At 59.6% G+C, this 12,542-nt stretch carries 13 protein-coding genes; 11 read left to right on the top strand and 2 right to left on the bottom strand.

Going from position 1 to position 12,542, the window contains the following annotated elements; all coding sequences use genetic code 11:
* Positions 1-109: 109 nt before the first annotated feature.
* Positions 110-532 (bottom strand): CBS domain-containing protein, encoded by a 423-nt coding sequence (locus ACFSKT_RS05400; protein ID WP_377717403.1) that lies wholly within the window; start codon positions 530-532, stop codon positions 110-112.
* Between the two features lie 178 nt (positions 533-710).
* Between ACFSKT_RS05400 and ACFSKT_RS05395 the strand changes: the two genes are divergently transcribed.
* The gene (locus tag ACFSKT_RS05395) at positions 711-878 is read left to right on the top strand and encodes a XapX domain-containing protein (RefSeq protein ID WP_377717402.1); all 168 of its coding nucleotides are present in this window, start codon (positions 711-713) and stop codon (positions 876-878) included.
* Between the two features lie 133 nt (positions 879-1,011).
* On the opposite strand, the gene ACFSKT_RS05390 is transcribed toward ACFSKT_RS05395, so the two are convergent.
* Positions 1,012-2,439, bottom strand: a complete 1,428-nt coding sequence (locus tag ACFSKT_RS05390) for a DHA2 family efflux MFS transporter permease subunit (RefSeq protein ID WP_377717414.1) — start codon at positions 2,437-2,439, stop codon at positions 1,012-1,014.
* 277 nt (positions 2,440-2,716) lie between these two features.
* On the opposite strand from ACFSKT_RS05390, the gene ACFSKT_RS05385 reads away from it, so the two are divergent.
* The 10 genes from ACFSKT_RS05385 to ACFSKT_RS05340 all read left to right on the top strand — a co-directional run bounded on the left by ACFSKT_RS05385 (position 2,717) and on the right by ACFSKT_RS05340 (position 12,509).
* Positions 2,717-3,301 carry a TetR/AcrR family transcriptional regulator gene (locus tag ACFSKT_RS05385; RefSeq protein WP_377717401.1) on the top strand — a complete coding sequence of 195 codons (585 nt, stop codon included), beginning with the start codon at positions 2,717-2,719 and terminating at the stop codon, positions 3,299-3,301.
* Between the two features lie 179 nt (positions 3,302-3,480).
* Positions 3,481-4,332 carry an AAA family ATPase gene (locus ACFSKT_RS05380; protein WP_377717400.1) on the top strand — a complete coding sequence of 284 codons (852 nt, stop codon included), beginning with the start codon at positions 3,481-3,483 and terminating at the stop codon, positions 4,330-4,332.
* A 204-nt stretch (positions 4,333-4,536) separates the two neighbouring features.
* Complete coding sequence (locus tag ACFSKT_RS05375) at positions 4,537-5,370, top strand: diaminopimelate epimerase (protein ID WP_377717398.1); 834 nt, start codon at positions 4,537-4,539, stop codon at positions 5,368-5,370.
* Between the two features lie 32 nt (positions 5,371-5,402).
* Positions 5,403-6,230 (top strand): SAM-dependent methyltransferase, encoded by an 828-nt coding sequence (locus tag ACFSKT_RS05370; RefSeq protein WP_377717397.1) that lies wholly within the window; start codon positions 5,403-5,405, stop codon positions 6,228-6,230.
* Positions 6,227-7,525, top strand: a complete 1,299-nt coding sequence (locus ACFSKT_RS05365) for an opine metallophore biosynthesis dehydrogenase (RefSeq protein WP_377717395.1) — start codon at positions 6,227-6,229, stop codon at positions 7,523-7,525. The genes ACFSKT_RS05370 and ACFSKT_RS05365 overlap by 4 nt, the downstream gene beginning before the upstream one ends.
* Positions 7,522-9,141 (top strand): staphylopine-dependent metal ABC transporter substrate-binding lipoprotein, encoded by a 1,620-nt coding sequence (cntA, locus tag ACFSKT_RS05360; RefSeq protein ID WP_377717394.1) that lies wholly within the window; start codon positions 7,522-7,524, stop codon positions 9,139-9,141. The genes ACFSKT_RS05365 and cntA overlap by 4 nt, the downstream gene beginning before the upstream one ends.
* A gap of 21 nt (positions 9,142-9,162) precedes the next feature.
* Positions 9,163-10,095, top strand: a complete 933-nt coding sequence (opp1B, locus tag ACFSKT_RS05355) for a nickel/cobalt ABC transporter permease (protein WP_377717392.1) — start codon at positions 9,163-9,165, stop codon at positions 10,093-10,095.
* Positions 10,095-10,982, top strand: coding sequence for a staphylopine uptake ABC transporter permease subunit CntC (cntC, locus tag ACFSKT_RS05350; protein WP_377717391.1), 888 nt, complete (start codon positions 10,095-10,097; stop codon positions 10,980-10,982). The genes opp1B and cntC overlap by 1 nt, the downstream gene beginning before the upstream one ends.
* Positions 10,963-11,778, top strand: a complete 816-nt coding sequence (gene cntD / locus ACFSKT_RS05345) for a staphylopine uptake ABC transporter ATP-binding protein CntD (protein ID WP_377717389.1) — start codon at positions 10,963-10,965, stop codon at positions 11,776-11,778. Before cntC ends, cntD begins: the two co-directional genes overlap by 20 nt.
* A complete protein-coding gene (locus ACFSKT_RS05340) occupies positions 11,772-12,509 on the top strand; it encodes an ABC transporter ATP-binding protein (protein ID WP_377717388.1) in 738 nt (245 codons plus the stop codon). Before cntD ends, ACFSKT_RS05340 begins: the two co-directional genes overlap by 7 nt.
* The last annotated feature ends 33 nt before the right edge of the window (positions 12,510-12,542 follow it).

Genomic DNA, 12,542 nt, shown 5'->3' with positions numbered 1-12,542 from the left:
AGTTTCACCTCGCGCGAGAAGCAAATAGGGGCCGGCCCGTCGCCATCATGATGATGGCGTTCGGGCCGGCCCCTTCCGAATGAACGGGGTGGCAGTAGATGGCTTTGCGTTACCGGGAAGTAGGCTGCGAGACGCCGGATACGGCGAGCTCCGCCTCATCCTTGGAATTTTTATCGAGCGCCAAGTCTGCCATCGACACGATCCCGACCAGCTTGTCGTTCTCTATGACGGGCAGGCGGCGAATTTGCTCGTCCGCCATCAGCTTGGCCGCATCCTTGATGCTCGTCTCCGGCTTGACGCTAATGATCCGCTTGCTGAACACGTCTTCGACGGTGAACGAGGCTTTGTTCTCGGCGAGGCCCCGAATGACGATATCCCGGTCGGTCACGAGACCAACGCACCGATCGCCTTCGACGACGGGGATGACACCGACGTCGCCGTCGCGCATGAGAGCCGCTACGGTACGAATATCTTCCTTCAGGCTGACCGTCTTCACATCTGACGTCATAATTTCACGGATTTTGTTTGCCATGTGGAATCTCCTCCTTAGGGTGTTCTCATGTCCTATATACCCGCCGGGGCGGACAGGCAATCGGAATGTTCCCGATTAGCGGCAATCCGAACATGGACGGGATGGGATCGTCCAAACGTTGGCAGAATAATAATATTCGATGCGTGAAGCCATTCTTTGTCGGAAAGGAGGAGCAGGGATGAAAGAGCTCGTACTCGGCCTGCTGGCCGGCATCATCGTCGGCATCGTGTTCAAGCTGATCCGGCTGCCGATTCCGGCGCCGCCCGTATTGTCCGGCGTCATCGGCATCGTCGGCGTGTATTTAGGGGGATTAGCGGGACAGTGGATCATTCAGCATTGGCGTTGACGCCGGCGGGCGAGAATGGCCAATTTCAACGGCAAGAAGGCGGTCGTTCTCATGCAGAGAACATGCCGCCTTCTTTGATTCGTGCCGAGGTTCATGCCACGCCCCGGCTGTCATGCCGAGCACGTGAGGCTGTTTACGACGCCGCGCGTCTCATCCCGGTCGAAGCGGGCTCTTCCACGGCTTGCGGGACGCGCTTGATGAAGAACGAGAGCGCGAGCCCAAGCACGGCGATGCCGACGATGACGAGATAGGAATCGTTGATGCCCATGATCGAAGCGTTGGTAATCATCTGCGCTTGCGTAGCGCCTTCGGTGCCGCCTGAAGCCATCATATCCTTCATATGCGTCGTCGTCCGATTGGTCATGACGGTGACGAGCAGCGAGGTGCCGACCGCGCCGGCCACTTGGCGGATCGTGTTGGAGATCGCCGTGCCGTGCGCGTTCAAGCGGTTCGGCAGCTGGTTCAAGCCGGCCGTCTGAATCGGCATCAGCAGCAGCGCCATCCCGATCCGGCGCGCGGTTGACATGAGCAGCAGGTACGTGTAACTGGTCGTGTCAGTCAGGTCGATGAAGCCAAGCGTCGTCACGATCGTCACGATCATCCCGATGACGGACAGCCATTTGGCTCCGAACCGGTCGAACAGCTTACCGGCCACCGGCATCATGAAGCCCATGACGAGTGCGCCCGGAAGCATCAGCAAGCCGGACTCCAGCGCCGTGTAGCCTCGGGCGTTCTGCAGGTAGAGCGGCAGCAGCATCATATCCGCGTACATGACCATCGTGACGGCGATATTGATGATCGTCGTCAGCGAGAACATGCTGTACTTGAACGCCCGCAGATCAAGCAGTGGTTCGCGGGTGCTTAGCTGGCGCCAAGTGAACAGCGCCAGAGACACGAGACCGGATGCGACCGTAATCAGCACCTCCGCGCTCGACCAGCCCAAGCTGCCCGCGCGGCTGAAGCCGTACAGCAAGGAGCCGAAGCCGATCGTGGACAACACGACGCTCAGGACGTCCATGCGCGTGTCGACTCGTTCCGATATATTCCGCAAATAGATGAACCCGCAGGCGATAACGATGAGGGTGAGCGGGATCATGCCGTAGAACATCGTTTCCCATGCATAATTTTCCATAATGTAACCGGCCAGCGTTGGTCCGATAGCCGGCGCGAAAATAATCGCAAGTCCCATCATCCCCATCGCGGCGCCGCGCTTCTCCGGCGGGAACAGCACAAGGATGACATTGGTCAACAGCGGCATGATGATGCCGGCGCCCGCTGCTTGGATCATCCGTCCGGTTAACAGGACGGGGAAGTCCGTAGCCAAGGCGGAGACGATCGTGCCGACGAGGAAAATGATCATCGACGCCTGGAACAGCTGCCTCGTGCTGAAGCGCTGCATGAAATAAGCCGTAATCGGGATCAGAACCCCATTCACGAGCAGATAGCCCGTCGTCAGCCATTGCGCCGTAGCGGCGGTAATACTCAAGTCTTCCATAAGCACGGGGGTCGCCACGCTCATGATGGTTTGGTTCAACGTCGCAAGGAAAGCGCCTATGATCATGACGAACAAGATCGGTCCGCGCTTAATTGAAGAATTGCTTGTTTCCGTACCTTTACTCACTTTCTCCATCCTCTCCACGCTGGACTTAATTTACAAGGTGTTAGATAATTAACACATTATAAATTAGATTATAAGCAGAAAGCTGTATCTTACAAGCGACGCAATGGGGTAGAAGTGTAAACTAATCATCGTTCGTCTTCGTTTTGTTGCTTAACGGATAGTTATAAGACAGAATGGGCGAAAGTGTAAATCACGATGCCGGAAAGGAATCAAGCCCATGAATCAGGACAAACCCCGCACGGATCCCAGAATCCTCCGAACGCGCCAATTATTGAAGGACGCTTTCGTCGACCTGCTGCAGGAGATGGATATCGAGAAGATATCGGTCAACAAGATCGCCGAGCGAGCGACCATTAATCGGGTGACGTTCTACCTGCACTACCGCGATATCCCCGATATGCTGGAGAAGATGGCCGACGAGATGATCGAGGATATTCAGCAGGCGGTGAATCGCAAGCCCGTGGACGCCGATTCGGCGGAAGAAGAGGACGAACTGGCTATGCTAAGTCTGCTCGAACATATTGCCGAACATGCGAAATTTTTCAAGGTGGTGCTCGCCTCGAGGAGGACGCCGATCTTCACGGAGCGGCTGCTCCGAATGCTGTCGGAGACCGTTCGGCTAAGGCTGGAGAGCGGACGGCCCTCCTTCGTGAATACGGCCGGCGTTCAGAAGGATATCGCGATCTGGTACAGCTCCGCCGCTTTGATCGGCACGATCGTCTCTTGGGTGCGCAACGATATGCCGTATACGCCGCGTTTTCTGGCGCAGCAGTTCTCGCTGCTTCGCACGCATCATCAATAGTCAGTAGAACAGCAGGGCAGTCGCCGGCACAAGCGGTCGGCTGCTCTTTACTTCTTTTTGCACTCGGAAAGGACAAAAGAATTGCGAAATGGAGAGGGTTGACAGATAAGCAAGCGAACGGTATGCTTCTAATAATCGTAATAATTACAAAACAATCCATGAAGGAGAGCACGACATCCATGAGCAAGACGAACAATAACAGCCGGCTGCCCAGAGCCAAGGGCATCGATACGGCGACGGTCTATACGCCGAAGGAGTGCGCCAAGAAGGCGAGGCATATCGTGCTAACGCCGAAGAACGAACGGATCGTGCGGGAATTTCTGACCATCCTCGGCATGAAGGAGAAGTTCGCGGCGCACGACGTGCCCGTGCCGAACAAGATCGTCATGTTCGGCCCGCCGGGCACCGGGAAGACGCTAACCGCCTTCCATCTTGCGGAACAGCTCCGCCTTCCGCTCATCCTCGTCCGACTAGACGCGATTATTCATAGTCATCTGGGCGAGACGGGCAGCAACATCCGCAAAATTTTCGAATTTGCCAAAGCGACGCCGTGCGTGCTGTTCCTGGACGAATTCGATGCGATCGCCCGCACCCGCGACAACAACGACGAGGTCAAGGAGATGGCGCGAGTCGTCAATACGCTGCTGCAGTGCCTTGACGAATTCGAGTGCGACAGCATTTTTATGGCGGCAACCAACTTGGAGACGCAGCTGGACGATGCGGTGTGGAGAAGGTTCGACACGAAGATGACGTATGCCGTCCCCGATGCGGCCGGCCGGCGTAGGTATGCGGAGCTGCTCGTCGGCGCATTCGAGCACGAACCCGGCATCATCGAACAGGCCGCGGAGTTGACGCGAGACCTCAGCTTCGCGGATATGGAGCAGATCGTGCTGAAGGCAAAGCGGAAGGCGATTATCGATGACAAGCCGCTGAGCGTCCGTCTGCTAGGGGAATCGCTCGAGGAATATCGGCCGTACGCCAAGCGGAAGGAACGGGGAGACGAAAGGAAGCTGCTTGCCGTGAAATCGTAATATTTACGCCAATGAAAGGGGTGGTGTGATAAGAATCTCGCTCAAGACCGTCTAAAGTGGGGAAATTCCCGGCATTTCGTCTTGTCATCCTGTCGCTGTCGGCATATCGTCAATTCGTAAAAATTACATAGTACTCATCCAGAACCATACCTGCATGGCAAGTCTAATCGGGCACGACAACCATACGCGCAAAGGGTAGTGGCGATGAAACAGGAGATCGAATTTATAAAGTTCAGTCCGACGCAGAACATGACGGTTCTCGTGAAGACGGATCATCCGGCCGAACAGCTGCCGCACATCGCCTCCAAGGTGATGTCCTATGACAGCGTCTATGCGGAGCAGGTCGGGTTCATCGGGCAGGCCGCCCGCATGGAAGCCGACGCTCGGCTCATGATGGCCGGCGGCGAGTTCTGCGGCAATGCGTGCATGGCGCTCGCCGTCTACCAAGCGGCGGAACGAGGGCTTGGACCGGACGACACCGCGTACGTCCGCTTGGAAGCATCAGGCACGGAGCAGCTCGTCTCCTGCCAAGTGACGAGAAGACCGGACGCTTACCTCTGCCGGGTCGACATGCCTGCGCCGAAGCAAATCGAACGGCGAACTATTCGGTTCGACGGTTCCGAGCTCGATATCGCGATCGTGCGCTATCCGGCATTCATCCATCTGGTCTTGGAGCTGGAGCGGTTCCATGACGAGGCAAGAGAGAAGGCGGAGGCGCTGGCCAAGCTGCTGGGCGTGGCGACTGGCGCTCCGCTGATTGGCATCATGCTGTTCAACCCGACGGATTACGAGATGGCCCCGCTCATCTATGTCCCGCATCTGGAAAGTTTGGTCTGGGAACGCGGTTGCGGCTCCGGTACCGCTTCGGTCGGCGCTTACTTGGCCTGGAAGCGGCAGCGCGACATTGATGTGGGCATCCGTCAGCCCGGCGGCGTCATCCGCGTGTGCGCCGCCCATCATCCGGATTCGCCGGGAAGCGTCGCGATCGAGGGCTCCGTGCATATCGTCGCGCAAGGCAAGGCTTATATCGATATCTAGCGCGAACGTCCATTCATTCGGGAGGGGAAAGAATGAAGACCTTACATAAGCTCCATGCGCAGCTCGGCGAATTTGCCCGTCAATTCGCCGACTTGGCGGACGGTTATGACCGTTCGCTTCATCACGCTAACGAGCTCGAGCAGGCGATCGACCGGTATACCGCATGGATAACGGATCGCGCGAACCAATCGGCCTGGGAGAGGCTTGCGGAACAGGAACCAGGCGAGTTCGACCAGCTCGTGCCGGCTATTCGCCGCGATTCGGCCCGGTGCGTGGCGATGATGGAGAAGTACCGCGCGCGCAAGCTGTTGGGCGGCGAGACCGCTGCGGCGTCATACTTCGCGGATATCGAAGCGCGGATCGAAGAGGAGTTCGGCCGCTTCAGGGCAGCACCTTCGTCCAAGGTGCTGCTGGTCGGTTCGGGTTCGTTCCCGATGACTCCGCTCTACATCGCCAGGCAGACCGGCGCGGAGGTCGTCGGCATTGACATTGACGAGGAGGCGATCGACCTGGGACGGAAGGTGACCGCGAAGCTTGGGGAAGGCTTGCCGATCCGGTTGGAACGCGCATTGCTGGAGGAGTTGAACTTCACGATGGAGGCCACCCACGTGATCTTCAGCTCCACCGTGGACGTGAAATATGAGCTGCTGGACCGGCTGCACGCATTAACGAACGATCAGGTCGTCGTGGCGATGCGTTACGGCGACGGGTTCAAGTCGTTGTTCAATTATCCGATGGAGCATGTCCATGATCGCAAATGGAGGCTGACCGAGCAGCTGCAGCGCCCGGATCGCGTGTTCGACATCGCCATTTATACGAAAGCTTCGGCTAACGAACGGGAGGTGGAAACGGCGCGATGAACGACTTTCAACGGGTTTTGCTGCTGGGCACGGGACCCGCATCCATCCAGCTTGCCGTGACGTGCAAGCGGCTGTGGCAATCGCGCGTGGCGATCGCCGGGCGGGAGTCCGTCCGGTCTGCGGCTATCTTCGAGGCGCTGCATCATGGCGGATCGCTCGGCATCGCCAGCGTGCAGAACGAGAAGCATCGCGCCATGGAAGGCGAATGCGCCTTCGATGCTGTATTCCGAGGCTATGAATTGGTTCGGGGCGTATGGGACACGCTCATTCTCGCCGTCACGGCGGATGCTTATCTCGACGTGCTGAAGCGGCTGCCGCCAAGCGTGCTGCGCGAAGCGAAGCTGCTCGTGCTCGTCTCGCCGACTTTCGGCTCGAACCGGCTGGTCCATCGCTATATGCAGGACATCCGGCCGGACGCGGAGGTCGTCAGCTTCTCCACCTATTATGGAGACACGCGATGGGCGGGCGGCGAGCCGTCCAATCGGGTCCTTACCGCGGCGGTGAAGCGCAAGGTGTACCTCGGGTCGACGGCAGCGCGATCGGACAACGTCCGCCGCCTGCAAGCCGGCTTCGAGCAGCTGGGCATCGCTACAGAAGCGCTGCATTCGCCGCTTGCGGCCGAGTCGCGCAACATCTCGCTGTACGTCCATCCGCCGCTGTTCATGAACGCGTTCGCCCTGCAGGCGATTTTCGAACCCGGGGACGTCCCGAAATACGTGTACAAATTGTTCCCGGAAGGGCCGATCACGCCATCGCTCATCGGCGACATGCTGGCGCAGTGGAGCGAGATGATGGGCATCGTGGACCGGCTCCATCTCCCGCGCCTGAATTTGCTGAAATTCATGATCGACGACAATTATCCGGTGCGGCCGGAGAGCTTGCCGCGCGCGGAGATCGAACGATTCGAGCGGCTCGCGCCGATTCACCAGGCGTATCTGCTGTATGTCCGATATGCGTCGCTCATGATCGATCCATTCTCGGAGCCTGACCGCGAAGGCCGCTATTACGATTTCTCCGCGGTGCCGATCCGACCGGTCTTCGTGAACAAGGAGGGCTGCCTGGACATCCCACGGATGCCGAAGGAAGACTATTACCGCATCAAAATCATTCAGGGCATCGCCCGGCATCTCGGCGCGGATTGCCCGACGATCGATCGATTTATCTATACCTACGAAGAGGCGCTGAGGCGCGCGTCCGACGTTCGGCAGCACATGCCGTTATCGGAGGCGTTCGTCGTGCAGACATTCGAGGAAGACATAAAGAGGATTTGCGACAATTGGGAGGTATTCGCGTGAACGCAAGACATCGTGCCGTTCTGATCGGCATTGCTGCATCCGTCATGATCATGCTGGCAGGGTGCAGCTCGAACAAGGAGGCGGCGGCCACGGACGCGGCCGCCGCGGAAGAACCGTCCGACCTGATTTACGCGACGGCGAAAGATATTCAAGATATGAATCCGCACTTATATTCCGGCTCGATGCCGGCGCAGGGCATGGTCTACGAATCGCTCGTCGAGAACACGAAGGACGGCATCCAGCCGCTGCTGGCCGAATCGTGGGACGTCTCGGCCGATGGCAAGACATACACGTTCCATCTGCGCAAGGACGTAAAGTTCCATGACGGCGAACCGTTCAACGCGGAGGCCGTCAAGCTGAATATCGAAGCGGTGCTGCAAAACGCGGAGAAGCATTCCTGGATTAAGCTGACGACCAAGCTGACGGGCATCCGCGTCATCGACGAGCATACGGTCGAGCTCGCGCTTGCCCAGCCGTATTATCCGGCACTGGTGGAGTTGTCCATGACGAGACCGTTCGTGTTCTTGTCCCCGAAGGACTTCAAGAATGGCGGGACCAAGGACGGCGTGAACGGCTTCCACGGCACGGGGCCGTATAAGTTTACCGAGCATGAGACCGATCAATTCGCGGTCTTCGAAGCGAACGAGTCGTATTGGGGCGGCGCGCCGGCCATCAAGAAGGTGACGGCCAAGGTGCTGCCGGCCGGAGAGACGACGTATCTTGCCTTGCAGAAGGGCGAGGTGAACTTCGCTTTCACGGATGACCGAGGCGCCGACAGCATCGACGTCGAAGCGATGAAGCAGCTGGAAGAAGCTGGCGACTACCAGATCGTCCGCAGCGAAGCGATGAACACGAAGATGATCGTGGCGAATACCGGCAAGGCAGGCAGTCCCGTCGTGGAGACGGCCGTACGCGAAGCGATCTGGCAGGCGATCGACCGGGAGACGATCAGCCGCGATATCTTCGGCGGCGTGGAGACGCCGGCGCAGAAGCTGTTCTCGGACAACGTGCCCTATGCCAATCCCGATCTGAAGCCGCGCGAGTACGATCTGAACGCAGCCGCCGCGCTGCTGGAGACAGCGGGCTGGACGATGCCGGAAGGAGAGCAGGTCCGCGTTAAGAATGGCAAGCCGCTGGCAGCAAACCTGTACTACGACAGCAACTCCTCCTCGCAGAAGACGCAGGCCGAATTCATTCAGAGCGAGCTGAAGTCGATCGGGATGGAGATTGCGGTGATCGGCGAGGAATCCTCCTCCATCGCGAATCGTCGTTCGACCGGCGACTATGATTTGCTGTTCAACCAAACGTGGGGATTGGCGTACGATCCGCAGAGCACGATCGCCGCGTTCACCTCGGCTTCCTCTTACCTGCATGCGACGAGCGGGATCGCCAAGGCGGATGAGCTGTACCGGAAAATCGAGGACGTCATGGTGTCCACGGACGAAGCTTCACGCAAGTCGCTGTATGCCGACATTATGGCCATCGTCCATGAGGAAGCGGTCTTCATCCCGATTACGAACGGCGGGGTGACCGTCGTGGCGCCGACGTCCATGCAGGGCATCGACTTCAAGCAAACCCAGTTCGAGCTGCCGTTCGAGCGGATGCGCTTCGAATAGCGCGCGGGGCAGAGCGGACGAATGGGCGCTTATTTAATACGAAGGCTGTTGATCGCGATGCCGATGCTCGCCGTCTCTTCGTTCCTGACGTTCCTCCTGATTCATCTGTCCCCGATGGATCCGGCCGAAGTCGTCCTGCACGCGCAGGGCGTGCCGGTGCCGACCGAGGACTTGATCGCGCATACGCGGGAGGAGCTGGGCCTGAACGATCCGCTTCTGCTCCGGTATGCGCGATGGGCGGCCGACTGCATGCGGTTGGACTTCGGCTATTCTTACGTGACGGGCGAGCCGGTCTGGTCCCAGGTCGGACCGGCGTTCCTTCACACCCTGCAGCTGACGCTGATTTCGTCGGCCGCCATTATCGGGGCGTCGATCCTGCTTGGCGTCGCGTGCGCGATGCGGGCGGGGACGCTGCTTGATCAATCGGCTAGGGGCATCTCGTTCGTCCTGACCGCGATGCCCTCGTATTGGCTCGCTTCCCTGTTGATCTGGCTGCTGGCCGTGAAGCTGGATTTGCTGCCGACGAGCGGCATGGATTCCGGAGCCAGCTATATTTTGCCGGTTACGGTCATGACGCTTGGCTATGCGGGCATCTATTTCCGCAGCGTCCGCGCTTCGATGCTCGGACAGCTTCATGAGGGTTATGTGCTGTATGGCAGGGCTAGCGGACTGGCGGAAGCCGCGGTGACCAGACATATCGTGCGGAACTCGCTGCAGGTGGCGATTACGGTGTTCGGCATGGCGGTGCCGACGATACTGGGCAGCACGGTCGTCATCGAGAACGTGTTTGCCTGGCCGGGCTTGGGGAGGCTCGGCGTCAAGGCGATTCTAAGTCGAGACTTTCCGATTATTCAAGCCTACGTGTTCATCGTGGCAGTCTCGTTCGTGCTGTTCAATACGTTGGCGGACCTGATTCAAGCCGCGCTGAACCCCCGGTTCAGAAAGGAACTCTGATGCGCGTATTACGAAATCTATCGAACGATAGGCTTGGCATGGCGGCGCTGATCGTCATCGCCATGACGCTGACGGCCGGTATCTGCGCGCCTTGGCTTGCGCCGCACGATCCGCTGGCCGTCAATATGAGGCTTCGCTATGCGGGGCCGTCCTGGGCGCACTGGCTGGGGAACGATCACCTGGGCAGATGTCTGCTGTCCCGGCTGCTCTACGGCATCCGCCCGAGCGTGCTGTGGGTGATGCTTGCCTTGTTCGTCTCGGTCGCGATCGGGGCGGTCGTCGGCTTCGCGGCCGGCTACTTGCGCGGGCGAATCGATGCGGCGTTGATGCGGATCTGCGACGTGATGCTCGCCTTCCCCGGCTATGTGATGACGCTGGCGATCGTCGGGATGCTGGGCCCGGGTCTGGACAACATTCTGATCGCGTTCGCCGCGATGAAGTGGCCGTGGTTCGCCCGGATCATCCGCACGTCCGTGATGCAATATTCGGACATGGATTACGTCAAATTCGCCCGGCTTTCCGGGAGCGGTCCGCTTCGCGTCATGCGCATGCATCTGCTGCCGATGACGTTCGCGGACGTGGCCGTCCTCTCCAGTACCGCCCTGGGCTCCATGATTTTGCAAGTATCGGGACTGTCGTTCCTGGGGCTTGGCATTCAAGCGCCCCATGCGGAGTGGGGCATGATGTTGAACGAGGCGAGCGAGGTCATGTTCTCGCGGCCCGAGCTGATGCTGGCTCCGGGCGTCGCCGTCGTCGTCGTCGTGTCGGCGTTCAATTTCCTGGCCGATGCGCTGCAGACGGCGCTAGATCCGAAGCTGCTCACATCCAGGCAGCGGCTTCGCCGGCGGAAGGTGGAGGCGGTCGCCTATGAATATACTCGAGGTTAATCGGTTGCGCATCCACGATCCGGCCGGTGACCGCGTTCTCGTGCAGGACAGCTCGTTCCGCGTCAAGCAGGGCAGCTGTCTGGCGATCGTCGGGGAGAGCGGGAGCGGGAAGTCTCTCACGTGCAGAGCGATCATGAGATTGCTTCCTCCCGGGCTTCGCCAGTCAGGCGAGGTTGTCTTCCGGGGCGAGAATCTGGGCGCGCGATCCGAGCGCGGCATGAGCGCCATGCGGGGGAAGCGGATTTGTCTCATTCCGCAGAATGGCATGCGCGCCTTCGATCCTTCTTCCCCGGTCGGCGTTCATGCGCGGGAGACGCTTCGCCGTCACTACGGCTGGGGCAAAAGCGACGTCGACGCGAGGATGGCGGCGGCCATGGAAAGCGTCATGCTCCCGAATGCGGCCGCGCTGCTGGGCAAATATCCGCATGAGTTGTCGGGCGGGATGCTGCAGCGGATGATGATCGCGCTTACGATCGTGTTGGAGCCGGACCTGATCATCGCGGACGAACCGACGACGGCGCTCGACATGGTCACCCAATTCGAGGTGGTGCAGCAGCTGCTCGCCTTACGCGAACGGGTCGGCGGTTCGATGCTGCTCATCTCCCATGATCTGGGCGTCGTGGAACGGCTTGCGGACGAGGTCGCGGTTATGAGAGAAGGAACAATCGTCGAGTTCGGTGACGCGCGTGCGATGTTCTCAGAGGCGCGGCATCCTTATACGCGCCAGCTTGTCGCGGCTAGGCAAGCGCTCAGCGGCACATTCCGGCGCATGATGGAGGGGGAGATGGGATGCTGATGGTGGATGGCGTCGACAAGAGCTATCGCAAGCGCGGGTGGTTCCTGGGCGAGCTGCATCCCGTGCTGCGGGGCGTTTCTTTCGCCTGCGAGGCGGGAAGCAGTCTTGGCATTATTGGGGAGAGCGGCAGCGGCAAATCCACGCTCGGCCGTCTGCTGCTCGGTCTGGAGAAGCCGGATCGCGGCAAGGTCGAGCTGGACGGCATCCCGGTGGCGGACCGCCGCTTAAGAGGCGGCATCAGCGCCGTCTTTCAAGATTACGCCTCTTCGATCAACCCGTTCTTCACCGTAGAGGAAGCGATTCTGGAGCCGGTATGGAGGGCGAAGCAGCCGCGGCGCGAGCAGCGGCGCAAGGTCGACGAGCTCCTGCGGCAAGTCGGCTTGCCGTCTTCCTACGGGACCAAATTCCCGCATGAGCTATCCGGCGGGGAAGCGCAGCGGGTGTGCATCGCCCGCGCGATCGCGACGGAGCCGAGATGGATCGTATTCGACGAAGCGGTGAATGCGCTGGACGCCTCGGTTCAGCTGCAGGTGCTGGATTTGTTGAAGGCGCTGCGCGTCGGGCGCGGGATCGGCTATATTTTCATCACCCATGACATCCAAGCGGCGGCGTATTTGTGCGACGATCTCGTTATTTTCAAGGCGGGACGAATCGAGGAGCGGATTTCGGTCGGACGGCTTGCGCACGCGCAATCGGACTATGCGAAGAAGCTGCTGCGGATGGTCATCTGAAGCCGCCATCGGTGCGGGCGGCGAATACGGCAA

Origin of the sequence: Paenibacillus xanthanilyticus (assembly GCF_042682185.1) — a bacterium.
Taxonomy (GTDB): Bacteria; Bacillota; Bacilli; order Paenibacillales; family Paenibacillaceae; genus Paenibacillus_Z; species Paenibacillus_Z xanthanilyticus.
Note: the sequence above shows the minus strand (reverse complement) of the source record. Positions and strands in the feature narration are given on the sequence as shown.